The organism is Streptomyces sp. NPDC020422, assembly GCF_044386705.1.
Lineage (GTDB): Bacteria > Actinomycetota > Actinomycetes > Streptomycetales > Streptomycetaceae > Streptomyces.
The window spans coordinates 482,863-502,825 of the sequence record NZ_JBIRVJ010000007.1 but is presented as its reverse complement, the minus strand read 5'-3'; the positions used below and the strand labels follow the sequence as shown (position 1 = coordinate 502,825).

The window sequence follows — 19,963 nt, the reverse complement described above, 5'->3', positions numbered from 1 at the left end:
CTGCGCCGGGGGGCGGGGCGCTCCCCCTTTTTTTCTTTTGCGTTTCTTTATACACCCCGTTCGCCCGGGCGGGGGCCCCGGGCGGGGGCGGGGGGGGGGGCCCCCCCCCCGGGGCCCCCCGCCCCTCTCCGTCGTCCCCGGCTCCGTCCTCCCCGGAGCCGGCTGCGGCTGCGGCTCCGGCTCCGGCTCCGGCTCCGGCTCCGGCTCCGGCTCCGGCTCCGGTCAGCTTCGCTCGGCGTAGCGGGTGCGGACCCACAGCGGCAGGGCGAACCAGCAGATCAGGTACCAGGCGAGGACGCCGGAGACCAGCCAGGGCACGTACGGGTCGTGCGTCGCCACCCGCAGGATGAGGAACAGGGCGGCGATCAGCGTCGCGAGAAGCAGCAGGATGCCGGCGAAGGTGAGCCGGGAGGCCCACACGACGGCCTGCGGCTTGATCCGCCGTCCCGACACGATCCGGTGGAAGGAGACGGGGCCGATCAGCGCGCCCGTCGCCAGGGATCCGAGGACGACCGTGACCAGGTAGATCGTCTTGTCGGTCTGCTCCAGCTCGTGGAAGAGCGGGGTGAACACGACGGTGAGCAGGAAGCCGAGGAGGATCTGGACTCCGGTCTGCGCCACCCGGATCTCCTGGAGGAGCTCCTGCCAGCGCCGGTCCGCGCGTTCCTCCTCCGTCTCGCCGCGCCCGTCGTGACGGGACGCCCTCGGCTCGTCCTTCGGCGTATCGCCGTCTCGTTCGTTCATGGGGATCCTCCTCTGAAGAGCGGGGCAGGAACGGAATCGCACCGTCTCATGGCGAAAGCCCCCATCGGGTGTGGGGGCTTCCGTCCGGCGCGGCACGGCGCGGAGTCAGGGCCGCGGCGGGCCGGCCGTTCGCGGGGGCGTCCGGCCACCGTCACCGGTGGCGGGGCCCCGTCCCGTCGGCGCGGTGCGCCGGGGGGTCGCGGCGGGAGCGTGGAGACGGCCCTCGCCGCTCCGGCCCGGGGCACTGGGGTCCTCGGACGGGACTGCGCCTCGCGGGAGGGCGCGGGCGGGGGCCCGCCCCCGCGGGGAGCCCCCGCACGGCGAGGCCGTGCACGGGGGCGCCCGGCGCTCCTCCCGGGCGGCGCCGGATCCTTCAGACCGATCCGCGCCAGCCGCCCGTCTGCAGGCCACCGCGCTCCTCGATGAACGACTTGAACCGCTTGAGGTCGCCGGCCACCTTGCGCCTGACGAAGCCGAGCTTGTCGCCCGCCTGCTCCGTCAGCCCTTCGGGGGCGAAGTCCATCTGGAGCATGACCTTCGTCCGGGTCTCGTCGAGGCGGTGGAACGTGACGACGCCCGCCTGGCGGGCCTCGCCCTCGACCGTGGTCCACGCGACGCGTTCGTCCGGGATCTGCTCGGTGATGACGGCGTCGAACTCGCGCCGCACCCCGCCGATCTCGGTGGTCCAGTGGGTGAGCGTGTCCGTGCGCTGCTCGATCCGCTCCACTCCGTCCATGAAACGGGGGAACGTCTCGAACTGGGTCCACTGGTCGTACGCGGCGCGGACCGGGACCTCGACCTCGACCGACTCCTCCACCTGGGACATGGCGACACCTTTCTCTCGGACGGGGATCGCGTCCCCGTCGGGACGTGCTGCTGGGCTCTGCGTGCCGGGCGGGGCCGGCGACCCGTCAGAGGCCGCCCACACCGCCCGGGAAGTGCCAGGACGTGCGGTAGTACTGGTCGATCTCCTCGCGGTACTGGCGGTCCGCGAGGTGCTTGTCGGAGACGAACTCGGGCGAGTCCTTGACCTGTTCCTTCGACAGGGCCAGGTGGAGGGTCTGCTCCTCGAGGTCGACGCGGGTCACCGCCCGCGCCGGGATGAGCACCTCCTTGCCGAAGATCCACACGCCCGTGTCGACGACCAGGTAGGAGTCGTCCACCTCGTCGGAGTGCTTGTCCACCTTGCCGATGTGCCCGTCGGAGGCCTCGACCCGCCACCCGGTGAGGTCGGTACCCGCCAGGTGGCCGGACTCGGTGCTGAAGGACCACAGATGCTCGGTCATCGCTGTCACTCCTCTGTCGATGTGTTCGTGCAGGACGCGGCGCCGGCTGCGCGGGCCGCCTCAGAGCAGGTCACGACGGTCGTCGTCGGTGACCGTGGGCGCCACGGGCGGGACCACCATCCGGCGGCGGCGCAGCACGCTGGTGTAGACGGCGGTCCCGAGCAGGCCGACGCCCATCAGGATCAGGCCGACCAGATCGAGGTCGACTCCCTGGATCTCCCAGTCGGTCGCGAACGTGAGGATGGCGCCGACGGCGATCATGATGATGAAAAGTCCCATACCCATGGTTGGTTGCTCCTCCCCTGCGGGCTGGACAGCGTCCGCGTACCCGGGTCTCCCGGGATCATTCCGCCGTTGCCCGGAGACGTTCGGACCTGACCCCGCCTCACCACGCCCCGCCCCGGCCCCGACCGCCCGCGATCGGACCCGAGACCGCCCGCGATCGGACCCGACCGCCGATTCGCCTTCCTCCAGGGGATGTTCATGGACGGAGGGGGCACGCGTGCAGCTGCGGGCCCGCACACCCACGGCGGGTGACGCACCCGACTCTCCGGCCCGTCGGCACAGGGCCGGCCACACCCCCAGGGAGCCCCCGATGCAGGTCCGAACGAGGCCCGTACCTCCGGACGCCACAGGCACGGCCCGTACCGTCGCCGGACGCTACCGGCTCGACCTCCTGTTGGGCCGGGGCGGTGCGGCGGACGTGTACGAGGCGCTGGACCTGCGGCTGCGCCGCCCCGTGGCGGTGAAGCTGTTCCGGCCCGCGGGCGCCCGCCGGACCGTCGCCCGATGCGACGAGGAGGCCCGGTTGCTGGCCCGGATGCACCATCCGGGTCTGGTGACCCTCTACGACACGGGCCGCGACGACAGCCGGCCGTTCCTGGTGCTGCAGCTGGTCCGGGGGACGACCCTGCGGCGACGGATCGCCCGCGGTGTCCTCTCGCCCGCCGAGGCCTGCCGGACGGGGGCCGCCCTGGCGTCGGCCCTCGCCCATGTGCACGCCCACGGCGTCGTGCACCGTGACGTCAAGCCGTCGAACATCCTCCTGGACCGCTCGGGCTCCCCGTTCCTCACGGACTTCGGCATCTCCCGCCGCGTCGGGGGCCCATGCGACGACCCCGAGGGCGCGGGCACCCTCGTCGGCACCGCCTCCTACATGGCGCCCGAGCAGGCCCTGGGCCGCGGAACGGGGCCCGCCGCCGACGTGTACAGCCTGGGCCTCGTGCTGCTCGAAACCCTCAAGGGCGAGGCGGAGTACGGCGGAGCGCCGTTGGAGGCGGCCCTCGCGCACCTGCACCGGCCCCCGGTGCTGCCGGCCGGTCTCCCGCCCGAACTCGCGCGCCTGCTCACGGCGATGACCGCGCGCTCCCCCGAGGCCCGTCCGGACGCCGCCGCCTGCGCCCGCGTCCTCGCCGACCCGCGGACCACCGCAGGCACCCCGGCGCCCTCCGCGGCACCGGGCTCCCGGGAGACGGGGACGCACCGCACGCACCGCACGCACCGGTCGCCTCGGCCGCGCCGGTCCTCCGCCGCCCGCCCGGGGCGGACCGCCGCAAGGCGGGCGCTGACGGCGACTCTCGTCACGCTCGGGCTCACCCTGACCGGCTCGCTGGGCAGCGCGCCCGCGGGCCGGCGATGGACGGAACCCGGACGGGCGACCTGACGTCACCGCTCGCGCACGAGAACGCCCGCTCCACCCAGCATGCCTGACGACTCGTCAGCACCAGGGAGGTGTGAGACGGACGCGGAGGGCAACACGGAGTGCCAGGACACGGACATCGGAGGAGAATCCCATGACCGCACTGCTGGACCGCATCAAGCGATTCGCCCGCAGCCCCCAGGGCCGGGGCGCGGCGGCGTCCCTTCGCCGCGCCGCGAACGATCCGCGCCGGCGCGCCCAGGCACGCCGTCTGTTCGGCAAGCTGCGCCACCGCTGACGCGCGCCCCGCGCGCCACTCCCCCGGGGCGCTCACGGCGGGACCGACGACGCCCCGCGCGGTGGTTCCGCGCGGGGCGTCGGTGCACGTACGGCGTGCGCGCCACCGCCGGAGCCCGTCGGCTCGGTGGTGGCGCGCGGGGCCGTCAGCCGTCGTGCTGTCGCGTCTGCTCCTCACGCCCCACCCCGGGGCGCTGCTTCTTGGCGGTGTGGCCGCCGGCACCCTCCCGGTCGGTGACTCCACGGCCGGCCGCCCCCTGCCGCTCGGTCTCGCGCCGGTCGCCGGGGAGTCCCCGGGAGGCCACGCCCTCGTCGGCCTCCCTGCGGGCCTCCTCGTCGCCGCTCTCCCCCACCGCGTCGGCAGGGGTGGTGCGGGGCCGGCCGGCGCGGCCCTCGTCCGTCCGGTGCTGCTGCTCGCCCATGGCGTCTCCTCCGTTTCCGTTCCGTCGCGGGACGCGCGCGTCCCTCCTCATCGTTCCGGCCCGTCGTCCGGGGTGGACCAGGAATCGCGCCTCGCCTCCACGGGCGGCGGCTGGGCGGCACGGGCGTTGCGCCGGCCGCGGGCGACGCGCCGTGAGCCCCACCAGAACGCGGCGATCAGCACGGCGACGAACACCACCCCCACCAGGATCAGGAACAGCGAGGACGATCCGGAGGCGGCGAGGCCGGAGGCGGTGACCAGGGAGACGGTCATGGTTCTTCCTTTCCGAGGGGATCAGTACCGGGGTGTCGCGTTCGGAGCCGCCGGGCGGCGGGATCAGTCGGCCGGTGACCAGCAGGCGATGACCCTTCCGCTGCCCGGGGACAGCGACTCCCAGCCGCCGGGCACCTCGATCACCACCACGCCCGAGGTCGGGAAGCCCGCCCTCACCCGTTTCAGCAGCTCCGCGGGGCCGCTCCCGCACAGGCCGGCGGCCAGCTCGTGGATCCCGGGGTTGTGGCCGACGAGGACCACGGCACGCAGGCCGGGGCCCAGCTCGGCCAGCACCGGGACCAGCTTGCTCGGGGGTGTCTTGTAGAGGCGCTCGTCGTAGACGACGGGCGGCGGGTCGTCCAGGGCGGGGGCCGCGAGCCGCCAGGTCTGGCGGGTCCTGCGCGACGGGGAGCAGAGCACGAAGTCGGGCCTGGGGCCCGACTCGGCGAGCCGGCGGCCGGTCCGGGGCGCGTCGCGTCTGACCCGCTTGCTCAGCGCGCGGTCGAAGTCGTCGATCCGCCGGTCCTTGCGCACGGCCTTCGCGTGGCGCACCAGCAGCAGCCGAACCGCGGCCGCGCCCTCGCCGACCGGTGACGCCCGCGGGGATCCGGGCTCCGGGGACATGGCGTCTCCTTCCGCGCGTGTACGGCTCCGGTCGTTCGGAAGGTGCGCGTACCCCGTCTCCGTGGCCGCACGCACAGGCGGGCACACCAGTCGCCTCGAACCTTCGTTCGATAGCAGTCGGCATCGGCCGCCGGACGGGTTCCGGAGGAGCCGGCGGCCGCGTGCGCACGCCGCGCGCTGGGGGGATCCCCCTAGCGGTTGCGCACGGCGGGGAAACCGGTGGGCAGCGGAACGAGCTCGTCGTCCTCGCCCGCCACCACCCATGCGGTCGCGTCGGCGACGACCGAGGGCCGGGCGCCGTGCTCGGAGCGGCGCCGGGCGAGCGGGACGCACACGTACTCGTCCCGCTCAGGCACCGGCAGCCTCAGCTTCGTGGCGACGTCGCGGCCCCCCTGGTTGCCCGTCAGGAGCAGCAGGCCCTCCTGGCGCAGGGTGGTGGCCGCGAGGCGCACCGCCTTGGCGTGGTCCGCCGAGCTGATCAGGGGGCGCAGTGCGGAGAGGGGGACCGTGCGGAACCGGACCCGGCGGAAGAGCTCGGCCACCCGGGAGGCCTCGGTGGGGCGGGAGAGGATCGCCTCCCGCCCTCTCTGGTCGAGGTGGAGCAGGACGTTCTCGGGCAGCTTCGCGTCCCGGTGCAGCCACAGCACGGCGTTTCGCCGGGCCTCCGCGGTGAGCGCGGACGAGCCGTCCTGGTCGGTGCCGGGCGTCAGGTGTTCGGGCCGCAGCCGGATCAGCCCCGCGGACCAGGTGGACCGGGCGTCGTCCGCGTACACGATCAGGGACACGCCCCCGACGGCCGCCCGGTCGAATCTCCCCCCCGGGCCCTGGAAGGAGAACCGGAGGCCGAACGACACGACCCCCTGGGGTCCGTCCCACAGCAGGTCGGAGTCGGGGCCGGGCGTGAAGGGGAAGAAGGTCTGCAGCGCGTATCGCAACCCCCAGGGGAGTCTGGCGCGTTCGTCGAGGCGCAGCTCCCGCGGGTCGAACCGGCCGGTGTTGCGCGCGTCGAGCGCCACGTCGAGACAGTCCCGCAGGATCCCCGCCAGGCGACGGCCGTTCGGGTCGACCCCGTTGAACGCCCGCGCCAGAGCCATGAGTTCGCTGTCGTACGCGGAGAGGTCGACCTCCGGCGCGAGGATCACGCAGACCTCCGTGCCGTTTTGGGTGCGCACCTCCTGGGCGGTGAAGCGCCTCATCAGGTCGGCCTCGCGCAGAACGGCGTACGCCTCGGGCGAGACGCACAGGGTGGGGTCGTCCGGGTAGTTCTCCGACACCCTGCGGAACTCGGCGGAGCGCAGCAGCGTCCGGGTGTACTCGGCGCCGAGGCCGGGGAACGGGTCGTCCGGCCCGACGCGCGTCGGGCCGGTGTGCACGCCGATGCGCAGCGGGCTCATGTCCGTCCGGCCCGACAGCGAGTCCAGGAGGTCCCCCACCAGCTCGTCGAGGGGGACGCGGGTGTCCACGAGGAGCAGGACGCAGTCGTCCAGGACATGGCTCTCGCACCGGTCGGCGAGGCCGACGGCGACGAGCGCCGCCGCCTCCAGCCGCTCGGGGCGGACGGGTGCCGCCTCCAGCACGACGAAGGTGCGCACGGCGGACGAGGACGCCGTGCGCCGGGCGGTGCGGAGCAAGCTCCGGGCGGTGTCCGCGCCGTCCGTGTCCCCCGCCGCTTCGAGGAGCTCCAGGGCCCGTTGCGCCGACTCCTCCGCCTCCCGCCGGCGGCTCAGGTACAGGAGGGTGTCGGCGAGCCGGAGGAGCACCCGCCCCTCCTCCTCGTGGCGTCCCCGGGCCCGGAGGTGCAGGCTCAGGCGCCGCTGGGCGGCGCGCAGTTCCTCGTACTCCCCCGAGGCGGCGAGGGCCTGCTCCAGACAGCGCAGCGCGTCCCCGGTCTCGGGGCTCGGCGCGGTGTCGCCGACGTCGAGGTACGCCAGGGCCTCCTCGGCCCAGGAGACCGCCGCCCGGGTGCCGTCCGACTGCCCGGTGAGGGAGAGCCGGGTGAGCAGCAGGGCCGTCAGGCCGTAGGTGGCGGCGTCGCCCTGGAGCTGGAAGGTGCTCGCCTTGTGCACGGTGTCCCACGCGGCGCGCGCCCGCCCGGACGCCTGCTGGGCGTGCGCGAGGGCGATCACGGCCCGGACCCAGGCCTCGTCGGCCTGCAGCCGCCGGCCGTCGATGAGCGAACGGGCGGCCTGGGCGAAGCGCGCGCGGTACGGCAGCGACGCGGCCGTCTCGTGCAGGAGCAGCAGGGTGTCGGCCTCCGCGCCGGTGGAGCCGAGACCCGCGGGTACGAGCGCGTTGGCGAGCCAGACGTCCGGTTGCGGCGCGGGCTCGGGCGCCGCGCCGAGCAGGGCGGGCAGGGCACTGCCCGGGTGGCGCTCCTCGCGGAGGGCCGCGGCCGCGGCGCGGCGGAAGACGGCGATGAGTTCCTGGGCCCTGCGGCGCCGCAGCTCGTACCCCGTCGCCTGCTCGGCCTCGGCATGGACGGCGGCGGGGAAGGCGTAGCGTTCCGGCCCCGTACGGTCCAGGAGCGCACCGCGGACGAGGGCGTCGAGCCGGTCGGCGGCGTCGGTCGCGTCGGTGTCCAGGACGGCCGCGGCCTCCTGGAGCGTGCACTCCCCGGAGGTGGCCACGGCGAGGCGCACCAGGGCCTCGTCGAGGCCTCGGCCCAGCCGGCCCCGGTCGATGCGGTAGCGGACCATCTCCCGTGGATCCAGCGCCTTTTCGTGCGCCCTGCGCAGGCCGGGCCGCCCCGCGGCGAACGCCGCACGGTCCTCCGAGGCGAGCGCGCCCCCGAGGACGCGCAGCGTCAGCGGCCACCACGCGCCCGCGCCGACCGTCCCGCGCGCCTCGGCCACGGTGGCGGCGGGGCCCATGCTCGCGGCGAGCAGCTCTGCGGCGGGCTCGCCGCTGAGGGGCGGGATCTCGACCTCGGCGTGGGAGGGCGCGTCCCCGGGGCGTTCCCGACAGGTGACGAGGACGGTGCAGCCGGCGGGCGGGGCGACGGCGAAGCGCGTCATCTCCGCCTGTGCGCCCAGGTCGTCCAGGACGAGCAGGATCCGCTTGCCGTCCGCCACCTGGCGCAGGGCCCCGACGAGGGCGTCGAACGCGTGCGGCGGCGGCTCGTCCGGGATGTCCTCCGCCGCCACGCCGAGCTCCCGCAGCACCCCGTACAACGCTGCCTCCGGCGGCACGGGGTGGGGGGTGGAGCCCCGCAGCGGCACGAACACGACGCCGTCGGGGAAGTGCTCGCGGACCCGGTGGGCGACCTGCCGGGCGAACGCGGTGCGCCCGGCGCCGGGGACGCCGTCGCGCGCGGTCACGTACAGGACCCGGGTCGTGCCCGCGGCCAGCCCGCCGACCGCCCCTTCGACGAGCTCCGCGTGCCCGACGTACGCCTGGGGCGCGGCCGGTGCCTCCGTCGCCGCCGGCCGGGCCGGCTCCGCGAAGCCCAGCAACTCCAGGGTCTGCCGGGTCGCCCGGGCGAAGGCCTCCTTCTCGGCCGCCCAGTCGTGCGGGCCCTCCCCGTCGTGGGCCACCGACGGCAGCCGGGCGGGCCCCGCGCCGCGTCGCGCGACGTACCGGTCGAGTTCCTGGTGGACGGCCCACAGCTCGTGGGCGGGCAGCTCGGCGCGCAGGACGGCCTGGGCGTCGGGCGGCAGCAGCAGCTCGATGCCGCCGGTGCCGTTCTCCTCCAGCTCGAACACCCCGCTGGTGACCAGCTCCGCCACGTCCGCGATGCCCGCCTCGGGGACGAGCTGTTCGCGCAGCAGGTGCAGGATCCGCAGGCTCAGCCGGTCGAACGGGGAGCAGAGCACGGCGAGCCGGGCCGCGCGGGGCGAGGCGGTGCGCAGCAGGTTCCGGGCGAGCGTCCCGGGAGGCAGCGGGATCGGGACGGGCCGGGCGGGGCCCAGGGTGCGACCGGTCGGCGGGACGAGGACGGCGGTGCAGCCCTCGGGCGCGCTGCGCATGAGAGTGTGCGACCAGCGGCCGAGCGAGTGCGGGGTCAGGGAGAGCACGGGGATCGGCAGCCAGTCGCCGTCGTCGTCCGGGCTCCCCGGGTCGAGCAGCGGCGGCGGTTCGACGGGGACGCGGCTGCGGTGGGTGCCGGGGGCGGCGGGCGTGAAGCGCGCGGTGGGCAGGTTGAGGCCGCCGCGCCGCCACAGCCGGGTCGGCAGCGGGTTGAGCACGGCGGTCGGGGTGGCGCCCGCCCATTCCCGCAGCAGGTGCCAGACCTCGGGGCGGCGCCAGGCGTCGGCCATGCAGTCGGAGACCACGACGACGAGCCGGCGCCCGTCGCTGGAGCGCAGCTGCCCGGGGACGAGGGGTTCGCCGGCCGCGTCGAAGGCGAGGTCGGTGACCTGGAGGGTGCGGAAGGCGCCGAGCCGGTCGAGGACGTGGGTGAACTCGGCGATCGTCTCCCGCCAGACGCGCATGCCGGGCGAGCGGTCGACGACGAGGGCCAGGTCGAACCAGCGCTCGGGGGCGGCCGCGAGGACGGGGATGAGCTCTCCGCTGCGGGCGTAGCCGTCGACGGTCGCGTCGATGTCCAGCTCGGCGTGGCGGCCGCGGGGCCAGCGCCGCTTCCAGGGGCGTAAGGCCCGGGTCAGCTCCAGGGCACGGGGCAGCCCGGCGGCGCGCGGCGCGGCGACGGCGTGGCCGCGGACGCGGACGCCGCTGCCGGGCAGCCGCTCGTGCAGGGGCCGGGTGGCGGGGGCCGGTTCGGGTGCGGCGGCGCCCGGGCGGGGCGTCGGGGCCGGCACGGTCTCCGGCGGGCGGGGCGGGGTGTCCCGGGGCAGGGGCGGCTCGTCCGGGCCGGCGGCGGGCGAGACGGGTGCGGGCCGGTCCGTGGTGTCGGCCCGCTCCCCGGCCATGTGGGCGGCCAGCCAGAGCGCCTCCGCCAGCGCGGTGCCGTCCAGTTCGGGGACGGCGGTGCGCAGGGCGGAGAGCAGTCCGGGCAGCGGGTCAGGCATGGGAGAGCTCGCGCAGGATCAGGTCCTCGATGGCCTGCCGCCGGTTCTCGTCGGGTGCTCCGGTGCCGGCGAGCAGATGGACGGCGTTGAGCAGTTGGTCGACGGCGAGGCTCTCGCCCGCGGTGAGCCGTTCGAGGAAGACCCGGAGCAGCCGGTCGGCCTCCGGGGTGCGGGCGGTCTCGGGTCCCATGTGGGCCTCGACGATCCGCAGCAGGGTCTCGGGGGTCGGCAGGGGCATGGAGAAGCGGACGCAGCGGCGCAGGAAGGCGGCGGGGAAGTCGCGTTCGCCGTTGCTGGTCATGACGATGAAGGGGAACTCGGTGCACTGGACGCGGCCGCGGCGCACCTCGTGGTGGTCGTCGCCCTTCCACTCCCGTACGGAGACCACGTCGTGTCCGTAGCGCGCGAGCTCGGGGATCTCGAACTCGCCGCGTTCGAGCACGTCGAGGAGGTCGCTGGGCAGGTCGAGGTCGCTCTTGTCGATCTCGTCGATGAGCAGGGCGCGGGGCCGGTCGGTGGGCAGCAGGGCGGTGCCCAGGGGGCCCATGCGCAGGAAGGGGGCGATGTCGTCGCCGCCGTCGCGGCCCTTGAGGCGCTGGGCGTGGATCCGGCCGAGGGCGTCGTAGCGGTAGAGCGCCTCGGTGAGGCTGCTGCGCGAGGTGATGTGCCAGCGCAGCACGTTGCCGAGGGCGAGTTCGGCCGCGACCTGTTCGATCACGGTGGACTTCCCGGAGCCGGCCGGTCCGGTGACGAGCAGCGGGCGGCGCAGCGCGAGGGCCGCGTTGACCGCCTCGACGAGACCGGGCGGCGGGACGAACTGCTCGTGCAGGGAGCGGCGCGGGAACTCCCGCCAGGGCGGGGCGGGGGGAAGCGCCACGGGCTCCCCGGCGGGGGCGTTGCCGTCGCCGACGTAGAAAGGCTGCCAGGTCATGCGGGACTCTCCCCCCTCGTGGATGGCTGCCGGGTCATGCCGAGCCATCCCCCCTCCTCTGGAACGTTTCCCCGGGGAAGCGTTCCTGAGACGTGTGCGCGCGGTCGAACCATTTGCAGAATTCCAGCCACTCGGGACCGTCCCACACGGAGCGCAGTCCGGCGAGGTGGCGCCGCCCGCCGTCGGCGTGTCCGCAGGGCGCGGGACCGGAGTCGCACCGCCAGCGCTCCCGGTAGGCGCGGCTGAACTCGCCGGGCAGCCGGTGCCAGTGGGTGTCCACGGAGCGCCGCACCGGCTCCGGTACGGGGGCGGCCGGCCCGGAGCCGTCGAGGGCGCCGGGGTCCTCGTTGGGCCACAGCACGATGGGCGAGGAGGCGAGCAGCACGTCCATCATGTCCTTGAGGTGGGGCGGCCGGTGCTCCAGGGCGACGGCGCGGCCGCGGGGCCCGGCCCGGCGCAGCCGTTCGTGCAGTTCGTCCGCGCGCCGGGTGTCGGCCTCGCCGAGCCAGTCGACCCGGCTGCCTTCGCCGCCCGCCGCCATGGCCTCCAGGGCCCGGCTCGCCTGGGTGTTGATCCAGAACAGGTGCTCGGGCGGCTGGATGCGGTCGCTCCAGTGCAGCACCACGTCGTGGAGGTCGCCGAGGCGCATGCCGAAGTCGGTCTCCTCGGGGCGCCAGGTCGCGAGGAGCGGGGCGGGGGCCGCGATCTCGACCCGGCGCAGCGGGGTGTCGAGCGCGTCGGCGTGCCGGGTCGCCCAGTGCAGGACGCCGGCGAGGGTGCGCTCGACGCCGGTGCGGTCCTGTGCGGCGCACGGGAACTCCTCGTGGTGGCGTACGTCCTTGCCGTCGAGGAGCCAGACGGCCAGCGACTCGGGCCATTCGTCGCCGACGGCGGCGTGCAGGCTGACGACGAGCCGCAGCCGGGTCTCCCGGTTGTGCTCGGCGAGCCGCTCGAAGGCGTCGTTGAGGTCGATCGCGGCGTCGAGGGCGTTCGCCCAGCCGCGCAGGGCGTGGTTGCGCGGGTCGACGCGCGTCTCCTTGGCGAGTACGGCGACGAAGGCGGCGAGCGGTTCGGTGGGCCGCTGTCCGGCGCGCGGGGCCCGCAGCAGCAGGTACTCCACGGCGTCCCGTGCCAGTTCGCCGCCGGTGGACTCCGGGGGCGCGGTGCCCGGGGCGGGGCAGGCCTCGGAGAGGGCGCGCCGCAGCAGGGCGCTGGTCAGGTCGTCGCCCGGCCAGTCGGCGAGCAGGCGCTGGGTGCGTACGGCGCCGGTGAGGGCGCCCACCACCCGGCGCGCCCAGCTCCGCTGGGGTTCCGGCAGCGCCGTCAGGCGGCCCCGCAGCTCCTCCAGGTCGCGGGGGTGGGCGACGGCGTCCGGGGCGGTCGCGGGGCCGAGGGCGCGGTCGAGTTCGGCGCGGCCGAGCGGGCCGAGCAGCGGGCCGGACCGGCTGACGCTGGGGTGGGCGTTGCGCGCCAGCCAGAGCACGCCGTCGGTGAACTGGGCGCCGTCGTACTCGGTGAGCAGCACGGCCTGTCCTTCGGCGCCGCCGTCCTCGCGGACGGCGCGGACGACGGCCGAGGGGACGAGGGTCTCGCCGGCTTCGGCGATGCCCGAGTGGAGCACCTTGACCAGGGTGCGGCTGAACCGCAGCTGGTAGGCGAGTTCGCCGGCGCCGGAGCCCATGAGCAGCGAGAAGCGGGTGTCGCCGCGCCGGATGCCCTGGGCCAGCGAGGACAGGTCGGGGTGGGCGTTGCCCGCGTGGCAGGTGTCGACGAGGGCGAGGACCCCGTCGAGGCCGGGGGTGTCGACGAGTCCGGTGAGGAGCGAGCCGACGTCCACGGCGCTGCCCGGGTCCTCGGCGCGTGAGTCGCCCGCCATGAAGTAGAGCTTGGTGCCGGCGGCCATCCCGTGGCCGAGGAGACCGAGCACGAGCACCGCACCGGCGTCGACGGCGGCGCGGCCGGCCCGCAGGACGGCCTCCTGCACACCGGCCTTGGTGAGCCCGGGGCCGTACAGCAGGGTGGGGCCGTGTGCCTGGTCCTTCTCGCAGGCGCCGGCCCAGGGGGTGACGAGGGTGTCGTGCAGGGCGCGGGTGGCCTGCTCCAGTTCGGCGAGCAGGCCGAGTTCGGGGCACTGGGCGCCGATGACCAGCACGTGTCGCGGTGCGCTCATCGCTCCCCGAGGGTGGTCAGCGCCTCCATGAGGGGCCCGGCGACGTGCGGTTGTGCCAGGTACTTGGCCGCCGGGTGCACCCAGGCGCCGTCGGAGTCGACCCGGCGCGAGGACGGGGCGACGGCGGCGGCGTTGGGCCGGACGAAGTCCTCCAGGTGCGGGCGGGCGGCCACGAGGTCGTCGCGGTCCCAGAAGTTGAGCCAGCGCCCGACGGAGTCGGGGGTGGCGAGGGGGTGCGGACGGACCCGGGGCTGGACGGCGGTGCGGATGCCGAGGGGCGAGCCGAGGGTGATCAGCAGCGGGACGCCGGGGTGCCGCCCGTCGGGGGACGCGGGCAGGGCCTCGTGGAGGGTTTCCAGGGCGACGACGGTGCCGAGGGAGTGGGCGACGACGACGTTGGGGCCCTCGGGGTCGAGGCAGGCGGCGACCCGGGCGCGTATCCGCTGGTCGAGGGTGGCGCCGGTGGCGTCGGGTTCGGCGCGGTTGAGGTAGCGGGCGACCTGGCCGAGCATGCCGGCCGTGGTGCGGGCGCTGAGCCAGCCGCCGAGGGCGCGGACGCCGGGGACGGCGAGCAGGGTGGTGACCGCGTTGACCACGCGGCGGGCGGGCGCCCCTGCGCCCTGCGCCCCGGACGGCGGCGCGAGCTGGGTCCTGGCGTGTCGCAGGGCCCGGGCCTCGGTCGCGGAGAGGGCGGCGTCGGGGTCGGAGGAGGAGTCGGCGAGGCGTGCGTCGACGGCCTCCAGGAGGAGGCTGGCGAGCAGCTCGTCGTCCTCCTCCCCCGACCCCGCGGCGGCGCCGCCGGCGCCCTGGGATCCCGCGGCACGGAACAGGTCGCCGTAGTACGCGAACCGCGCGTCGGCGGCCCAGCCGCCGGTGAGTCCGGAGATCTTCGCCGAGTGTCCGGCGGCGCCCGCCCCCGCGGCCACGGCCCGCAGCCATTCGTCGAGGTCGGCGACGGGGTCACGGGGGCCGCCGATGCCGTGGACGAAGACCAGGCGAGGTTTCATGGCTCCCCCGTTCGACACATTGCTTGCGGGCGATCCTGACGGGTCGGACGGGGCGGGAGCAAGCTGTGCCGGAACCAGCACCGGGTCTCGGCCAACTCGTCCGTCAGCTTGGCGAGATCGGGACCTTCGCGAGCCCGCGCTCAGCACGGGTCGGTCTCCCGCACGAGCCCGTCGATCGTGGCGAGGGCGTCGTGGGCGGCGTACTCCTTGGCCAGCTCGGCGGCCCGTTCGCGATAGCCGGGCGTGGACAGGACCGTGTCCACGGCCTCCCGGAGGGCCTCGACGGAGGGGTCGCCGGTACGCAGGTTGAGGCCGGTCCCGGACCACTCGACCCGCGCGGCCACCTCGGGCTTGTCCTCGGTGTCGCCGCCGACGACGAGCGGCACGCCGTGGGCGAGGGCGGCCTGGGTGCCGCCGTAGCCGCCGTTGGTGACCAGCAGGTCGGTCAGCGGGAGGAGTTCGGCGAAGGGGACGAAGCCCGCGACGCGCGCGTTGGCGGGGACGGCGGGCAGCTCGCCGGCGATCAGCTCGGCCGCGTCGGGGCGGCCGGTGGCGGCGACGACGAAGACGTCCTCGCGGTCGGCGAGGGCCCGCAGGGTGGGGACGACCAGCCGGTTCAGGGTGGTGTTGGCGAGGGTGCCCTGGGTGACCACGACGATCCGCCTGCCCTCCTCGCGGGCCCGCCGCAGCTCGGGCCACCAGGCGGGCGGCTCCTGCGCGGCGCCGGGCTCGATGGGGATGGCGCCGACGAAGCGGATGTTGGCCGGCTGGTCGCTGCGCGGGTACTCGAATCCGGCCACGGTGAGCTGCAGGAAGGCGTCGGCGGCCTGGATCCGGAGCCAGCCGAGCGAGCCCTCCTCGATGACCGCTCCGGCGGCGGTGAAGCAGCCGCGCAGGTGCGCCGCGAGCGGCTTGCTCCGCTCGGCCATCTGCGCGGCCATCTCCGCGTACCGCGCCCGCTGTTCGTCGTCGGTGGGCGGCAGCAGACCGAGCAGGTGCGGCGCGGTGTCCCGGCTGTCGACGCCGAGCGGCGAGATGCCGACGCTCAACACCGCGGGCCGGCGCCCCGGCTCCTCGCCGAGGGCGAGCGCCACGCCGCCGAGGAACAGGTTGTCGTGGAGGACGACGGTGGCCGGGAACCCCGCCAGGACCTCCTTCAGCGCGCGCAGCTGGGCGGGGATGGGGTCGCCGAAGACGTGCATGACGTCCCACATGACCTGCCCGGGCCCGGCCGGGATCTCGTCCCGCCCGGGGAACCGGGCCGACAGGTCGCGGTCGTCGTAGTCGGCCTCGGCGGGCAGGGCGCGGAAGGCGGGTCCGGCCGCCTCGACCTGGGCGGCGAAGCGGGAGCCGCCGAGGAACACCACCTCGTGGCCGAGGCCGTGGAGGTGGCGGGCGATCTGGAGCAGCGGAGCATGATGGCCGGAAACGGGCGTCGCGGCGACGATGATCCTGGACATGGTGAAGTTCCCCCCGGGGTGACGGTGCAGAGCGGTCGACCGACCCGTGCGGTGACGCGCCTGGGGAGCGTACGACCTGCGGCGACGCGGGTTCCACGCTTCGCCGGGCGACGGCGCGTCGCACCGCCCGCACCCGCCTGCGCGTCCGTGCCCGCACGGGCTCGGGAAGAATGCCCCCCGTGAAGATCAGCGCCCGTGAGCTCAACCGCGCCACCCTCGGCCGTCAGCTCCTCCTGGAGCGCGCCCCGTTGGGCGTCGCCGAAGGGGTCCGGCGGGTGGTCGCGCTCCAGGCGCAGCACGCCGGCTCGCCGTATCTGGCCCTGTGGAACCGGCTGGTGGGACTGGATCCGGCGGATGTGGACGCCGTGTTCGCGCGCCGCGAGGTGGTCAAGGCGACCCTCATGCGGATCACGCTGCACGCGGTGCACGCCGGGGACTACCGCCTGTTCCGGGAGGCGATGCAGCAGACCCTGTACGCCTCCCGTCTCGGATTCCGCTTCGCCGCCGCCGGGCTCTCGCCCGCCGACGGCGAGGAGCTGGTGCCGGGGCTGCTCGCCTTCGCCGAGGAGCCGCGGACGATGGCCGAACTCCGCGGGTGGCTTCGGGAGCGGGTCGGCGCCGAGCGGGTCGACGGGGCGCTGTGGGGGCTGCGGGCGTACGCGCCCCTGCACCACCATCCGACCGGCGGCCCGTGGGCGTTCGGCCCGCGCCCCTCGTACGTGGCGTCCGGAGGCGGGCCGGTGACCGGCGGCCGCGAGGTCTCGCCCGAGGCGCTGCGGGGGCTGGTGGTGCGCTGTCTGGAGGGTTTCGGGCCCGCGTCGGTGGCGGACGTGGCGCAGTTCGCGATGGTCCAGCGGGCCCCCGTGCGCCGGGCCCTCAAGGAGCTCGACGGGGTCGTCGAGCGGCTCGAAGGGCCGGACGGCACGGTGCTGTTCGACCTGCCGGGTGCCTTGCGCCCGGCGGCGGACACGCCCGCGCCGCCTCGTCTGATGGCGATGTGGGACAGCGTGCTGCTCGCGTACGCGGACCGGAGCCGGGTGCTGCCGCCCGACTACCGGCGCGTGGTGATCCGCGTCAACGGCGACGTGCTGCCGACCCTTCTCGTCGACGGGTACGTGGCCGGGGTGTGGCGCCCGGTCGAGGGCGGCATCGAGGCCACGGCCTTCCACGACCTGCCGGGCGAGGCGTGGGAGGCGCTCGCCGAGGAGGCCCGGGCCCTGAACGCCCTGCTCGCCGCCCGCGACCCCGCGCTCTACCGACGCTACGACCACTGGTGGGCCAAGCTGCCCGAGGGGCGGGTCCGGGTGCTGCCCGGGTAGGCCTCCGGCACCGTCCGGGGGCGCGGCGAGTGGGGCCACCGGGACCGGGGCGCGGTGCCCCAGCGTGGGGACGGGGGCGCGGTGCCCGAGCGGCGGACCGGGGCGCCGCGCCCGAGCGGCGGACGGGGCGCGGTGTTCGTCCGACGTGGCTCGGGCTCAGTGCCGGTACTGCGTGGCCGTACGTCCTCCCCGTCGCGGGGCGCACCGTCACAGGGACGGACGGCTGAGGGGGCGGGAGGGGGCGGGGGCCCCGCTACCGCCCGTACCGCAGGGCCGCCGCGTACGCCTCGTCCGGGTCCAGGCGGCGGAGCTCCTCGGCGATGAGTTCGGCCGTGGTGCGCACCTTGAGGGCCATGACGCGGCTCGGCTGCCCCGGGATGGCGAGGTGGGCCACCGGGCCCTCCGGGCGGTCGATGCGGATCTCGCCGTCCGGGGTGCCGAGGCGGACGGCCGTGACGACGGGGCCGTCCGTCACCACGCGCTCGACCTCGACGTCGAGGCGTTCGCCGAACCAGCGGGCGAGCAGCTCGGCGCTCGGGTTGTGGGCCTCGCTCTCGACGGCGGCCGAGAGCACCGTCGTAGGGGCCTGGTCGAGGGCGGCGGCGAGCAGGGAGCGCCACGGGGTCAGCCGGGTCCAGGCGAGGTCGGTGTCGCCGGGGGCGTACGAGGCGGCGCGCTCGGCGAGGGCGGCGATCGGGTCCTCGACGGCGTAGGTGTCGGTGATCCGGCGCTGGGCGAGGGCGCCGAGGGGGTCCTCGGAGGGCACCTCGGGGGCGTCGACCGGCCACCAGACGACGACCGGCGCGTCCGGCAGGAGGAGCGGGAGGACGACGGAGTCGGCGCGCCGGCCGAGCTCGCCGTGCAGGCGCAGGAGCACGGTCTCGCCCGCACCGGCGTCGGTGCCGACCCGGACCTCGGCGTCGAGGCGGGTCTCGCTGCGGCCACGGGGGGAGCGGGCATGGCGCTTGATGACGACCAGGGTGCGCGAGGGATGTTCCCTGGAGGCCTCGTTGGCGGCCTTCACCGCGTCGTAGGCGTTCTCCTCGTCGGTGACGACGACCAGGGTGAGCACCATGCCGACGGCCGGGGTGCCGACGGCGCGGCGACCCTCCAGGATCGCCTTGTTGATCTTGCTGGAGTTGGTGTCCGTGAGATCGATCTTCATGGTCGGCGCCCGTTCCTTCCCTCGCGTGTCCGCGTGCTCTCCCCGTAGCGCTGGATCCGCTCCGGATCTTCCCTACCGAACAGTACCGAGACGGTCAGGGCTCCTCGACGGAGAGGATCAGCTTGCCGCGGGTGTGGCCCTCGCTGTTGAGGCGCCAGGCCTCGGCCGCCTCGCTCAGCGGCAGGACCTTCTCGACGGGCACGGTGAGCCGGCCCTCGTCGGCGAGCGCGGCGAGCGTCGCCAGGCCGGCGCCGTCGGGCCGGACCCAGACGTAGTGGCCGCCGAGCGCGGCCGCCCGGTGGTCGGCGACGGAGGCGAGGCGGGCGGGTGAGGCGAGGAGTTCGACGGAGACGTCCACGGACTCCCCGCCCACGAAGTCGAGCGCCGCGTCGACCCCGTCCGGGGCCAGCTCCCGCACCCGGTCGGCGAGACCGGGGCCGTACGCCACGGGTTCGGCGCCCAGGGAGCGCAGGAAGTCGTGGTTGGCGGGGCTCGCGGTGCCGATGACCCGGGCGCCGCGGGCGAGCGCGAGTTGGGTGCCGAGGGAGCCGACGCCGCCCGCGGCGGCGTGGACCAGCACGGTGTCGCCGGCGCCGACGCCGACCCGGTCGGCGGCCTGCAGGGCGGTGAGCCCGGCGAGCGGGAGTCCCGCGGTCTGGGCCCAGCTCAGCGACCGCGGCTTGCGGGCGAGCATGCGGACCTGGGCGGACACCTTCTCCGCGTAGGAGCCGTGCTCGGCGCTGTCCTTGCGGATGTAGCCGAAGACCTCGTCGCCCGGGGCGAACTCGGTGGAGTCCAGACCGTTGCGCTCGACGACCCCGGCCACGTCCCAGCCGGGGATCAGCGGGAAGTGGGTCACCATCAGGGGGTCGAGGCCACCCGCGGCGAGCTTCCAGTCGACGGGGTTGACCCCGGCGGCCACCACCCGGATCAGGACTTCGCCGGGGGCGACCTTCGGGTCGGGGAGCTCCACGAGGGCGAGCTCTTCGGGGCCGCCGTATCGCGGCATGGTGACGGCTTTCACGGGCTCACTCCCCGGGCTCGGCGGCGGTGGTGTGCTCGGGCTCCGGTTCGGGCTGCCGGGCCTCGGCCTGCGCCTGGGCGCGGCGGCCGACGACGGCCGCGGCGGCGAGCGCGGTGCCGATGAAGGCGACGGCGACCACCCAGGGCCGGTCGAGGACGTGTCCGGTGGCGTGGTCGAGGGAGTAGCGGCCCGCTCCGGCGATGCCGATCGCGGCGGAGGTGAAGCCGAGGAAGGCGGGGTACTCGTATCCGCCGCCCTGGGCGAAGAAGCCGGCCGGGGCGTGCACGGCGACCGCGCCGGCCATGGCGCCCGCGGCGGCGGCGCCGGCGGCCGGGGTGGCCAGACCGAGGGCGAGCAGGGCGCCGCCGCCGGCCTCGCCGAGTCCGGCGGCGATGGCGCTCTCCCTGGCGGGTGAGAAGCCCATCGCCTCCATCCCCTTGGCGGTGCCCTCGATGCCGCCGCCGCCGAACCAGCCGAAGAGTTTCTGGGTCCCGTGGGCGGCCAGGACGGCGCCGGTGCCGACCCGCAGGACGAGGAGTCCGAGGTCGCGGCGGTTGAGCGGGGTCATGGGGTCTCCCGTTGCGTGACGGGGGCGCGGCGGGTGCGGCGCCCTTCGCAGACGCTCTCCACTCTGCT

Annotated in this window: 18 protein-coding genes; 3 read left to right on the top strand and 15 right to left on the bottom strand. The window is 75.6% G+C overall.

The window, feature by feature from the left end:
* Positions 1-222 precede the first annotated feature (222 nt).
* From ACH414_RS21850 to ACH414_RS21835, 4 genes are all read right to left on the bottom strand, one after another.
* Positions 223-744, bottom strand: a complete 522-nt coding sequence (locus tag ACH414_RS21850; RefSeq protein WP_382536218.1) for a DUF6328 family protein — start codon at positions 742-744, stop codon at positions 223-225.
* Positions 745-1,117: 373 nt separating this feature from the next.
* Entirely contained in the window at positions 1,118-1,570 is a 453-nt protein-coding gene (locus tag ACH414_RS21845; protein WP_382536220.1) for an SRPBCC family protein, read from the bottom strand.
* A gap of 85 nt (positions 1,571-1,655) precedes the next feature.
* On the bottom strand, positions 1,656-2,030 hold the full coding sequence (locus tag ACH414_RS21840; RefSeq protein ID WP_382536223.1) for a PRC-barrel domain containing protein: 375 nt from the start codon (positions 2,028-2,030) through the stop codon (positions 1,656-1,658).
* A gap of 60 nt (positions 2,031-2,090) precedes the next feature.
* Complete coding sequence (locus ACH414_RS21835) at positions 2,091-2,315, bottom strand: DUF6458 family protein (protein WP_382536226.1); 225 nt, start codon at positions 2,313-2,315, stop codon at positions 2,091-2,093.
* 310 nt (positions 2,316-2,625) lie between these two features.
* Between ACH414_RS21835 and ACH414_RS21830 the strand changes: the two genes are divergently transcribed.
* Positions 2,626-3,693, top strand: coding sequence for a serine/threonine-protein kinase (locus tag ACH414_RS21830; protein WP_398942985.1), 1,068 nt, complete (start codon positions 2,626-2,628; stop codon positions 3,691-3,693).
* A 130-nt stretch (positions 3,694-3,823) separates the two neighbouring features.
* Positions 3,824-3,967: a hypothetical protein gene (locus tag ACH414_RS21825; RefSeq protein WP_382536232.1), complete on the top strand. Its 144-nt coding sequence runs from the start codon at positions 3,824-3,826 to the stop codon at positions 3,965-3,967.
* Between the two features lie 145 nt (positions 3,968-4,112).
* On the opposite strand, the gene ACH414_RS21820 is transcribed toward ACH414_RS21825, so the two are convergent.
* From ACH414_RS21820 to ACH414_RS21785, 8 genes are all read right to left on the bottom strand, one after another.
* Positions 4,113-4,388, bottom strand: coding sequence for a hypothetical protein (locus tag ACH414_RS21820; RefSeq protein WP_382536235.1), 276 nt, complete (start codon positions 4,386-4,388; stop codon positions 4,113-4,115).
* Positions 4,389-4,435: 47 nt separating this feature from the next.
* On the bottom strand, positions 4,436-4,660 hold the full coding sequence (locus ACH414_RS21815) for a DUF6479 family protein (protein ID WP_382536238.1): 225 nt from the start codon (positions 4,658-4,660) through the stop codon (positions 4,436-4,438).
* 63 nt (positions 4,661-4,723) lie between these two features.
* On the bottom strand, positions 4,724-5,284 hold the full coding sequence (locus tag ACH414_RS21810) for a SixA phosphatase family protein (protein ID WP_398942982.1): 561 nt from the start codon (positions 5,282-5,284) through the stop codon (positions 4,724-4,726).
* Between the two features lie 191 nt (positions 5,285-5,475).
* Entirely contained in the window at positions 5,476-10,251 is a 4,776-nt protein-coding gene (locus tag ACH414_RS21805) for a NaeI family type II restriction endonuclease (protein WP_398942980.1), read from the bottom strand.
* Positions 10,244-11,182: an AAA family ATPase gene (locus ACH414_RS21800; protein WP_382536246.1), complete on the bottom strand. Its 939-nt coding sequence runs from the start codon at positions 11,180-11,182 to the stop codon at positions 10,244-10,246. The genes ACH414_RS21805 and ACH414_RS21800 overlap by 8 nt, the downstream gene beginning before the upstream one ends.
* A gap of 34 nt (positions 11,183-11,216) precedes the next feature.
* A complete protein-coding gene (locus tag ACH414_RS21795; RefSeq protein WP_391767976.1) occupies positions 11,217-13,352 on the bottom strand; it encodes a hypothetical protein in 2,136 nt (711 codons plus the stop codon).
* Positions 13,349-14,359, bottom strand: coding sequence for an alpha/beta hydrolase (locus ACH414_RS21790; protein WP_398942977.1), 1,011 nt, complete (start codon positions 14,357-14,359; stop codon positions 13,349-13,351). Before ACH414_RS21790 ends, ACH414_RS21795 begins: the two co-directional genes overlap by 4 nt.
* Positions 14,360-14,499: 140 nt before the next feature.
* Positions 14,500-15,819: a nucleotide disphospho-sugar-binding domain-containing protein gene (locus ACH414_RS21785; protein ID WP_398942976.1), complete on the bottom strand. Its 1,320-nt coding sequence runs from the start codon at positions 15,817-15,819 to the stop codon at positions 14,500-14,502.
* Positions 15,820-15,998: 179 nt separating this feature from the next.
* On the opposite strand from ACH414_RS21785, the gene ACH414_RS21780 reads away from it, so the two are divergent.
* Positions 15,999-17,138 (top strand): winged helix DNA-binding domain-containing protein, encoded by a 1,140-nt coding sequence (locus ACH414_RS21780; protein ID WP_382536258.1) that lies wholly within the window; start codon positions 15,999-16,001, stop codon positions 17,136-17,138.
* Between the two features lie 253 nt (positions 17,139-17,391).
* On the opposite strand, the gene opcA is transcribed toward ACH414_RS21780, so the two are convergent.
* The 3 genes from opcA to ACH414_RS21765 all read right to left on the bottom strand — a co-directional run bounded on the left by opcA (position 17,392) and on the right by ACH414_RS21765 (position 19,895).
* Positions 17,392-18,303, bottom strand: a complete 912-nt coding sequence (opcA, locus tag ACH414_RS21775; protein ID WP_382536261.1) for a glucose-6-phosphate dehydrogenase assembly protein OpcA — start codon at positions 18,301-18,303, stop codon at positions 17,392-17,394.
* Positions 18,304-18,397: 94 nt separating this feature from the next.
* Positions 18,398-19,312 (bottom strand): NADP-dependent oxidoreductase, encoded by a 915-nt coding sequence (locus tag ACH414_RS21770; RefSeq protein ID WP_382537360.1) that lies wholly within the window; start codon positions 19,310-19,312, stop codon positions 18,398-18,400.
* Positions 19,313-19,331: 19 nt separating this feature from the next.
* Positions 19,332-19,895, bottom strand: a complete 564-nt coding sequence (locus tag ACH414_RS21765) for a DoxX family protein (protein ID WP_382536264.1) — start codon at positions 19,893-19,895, stop codon at positions 19,332-19,334.
* Positions 19,896-19,963 lie beyond the last annotated feature (68 nt).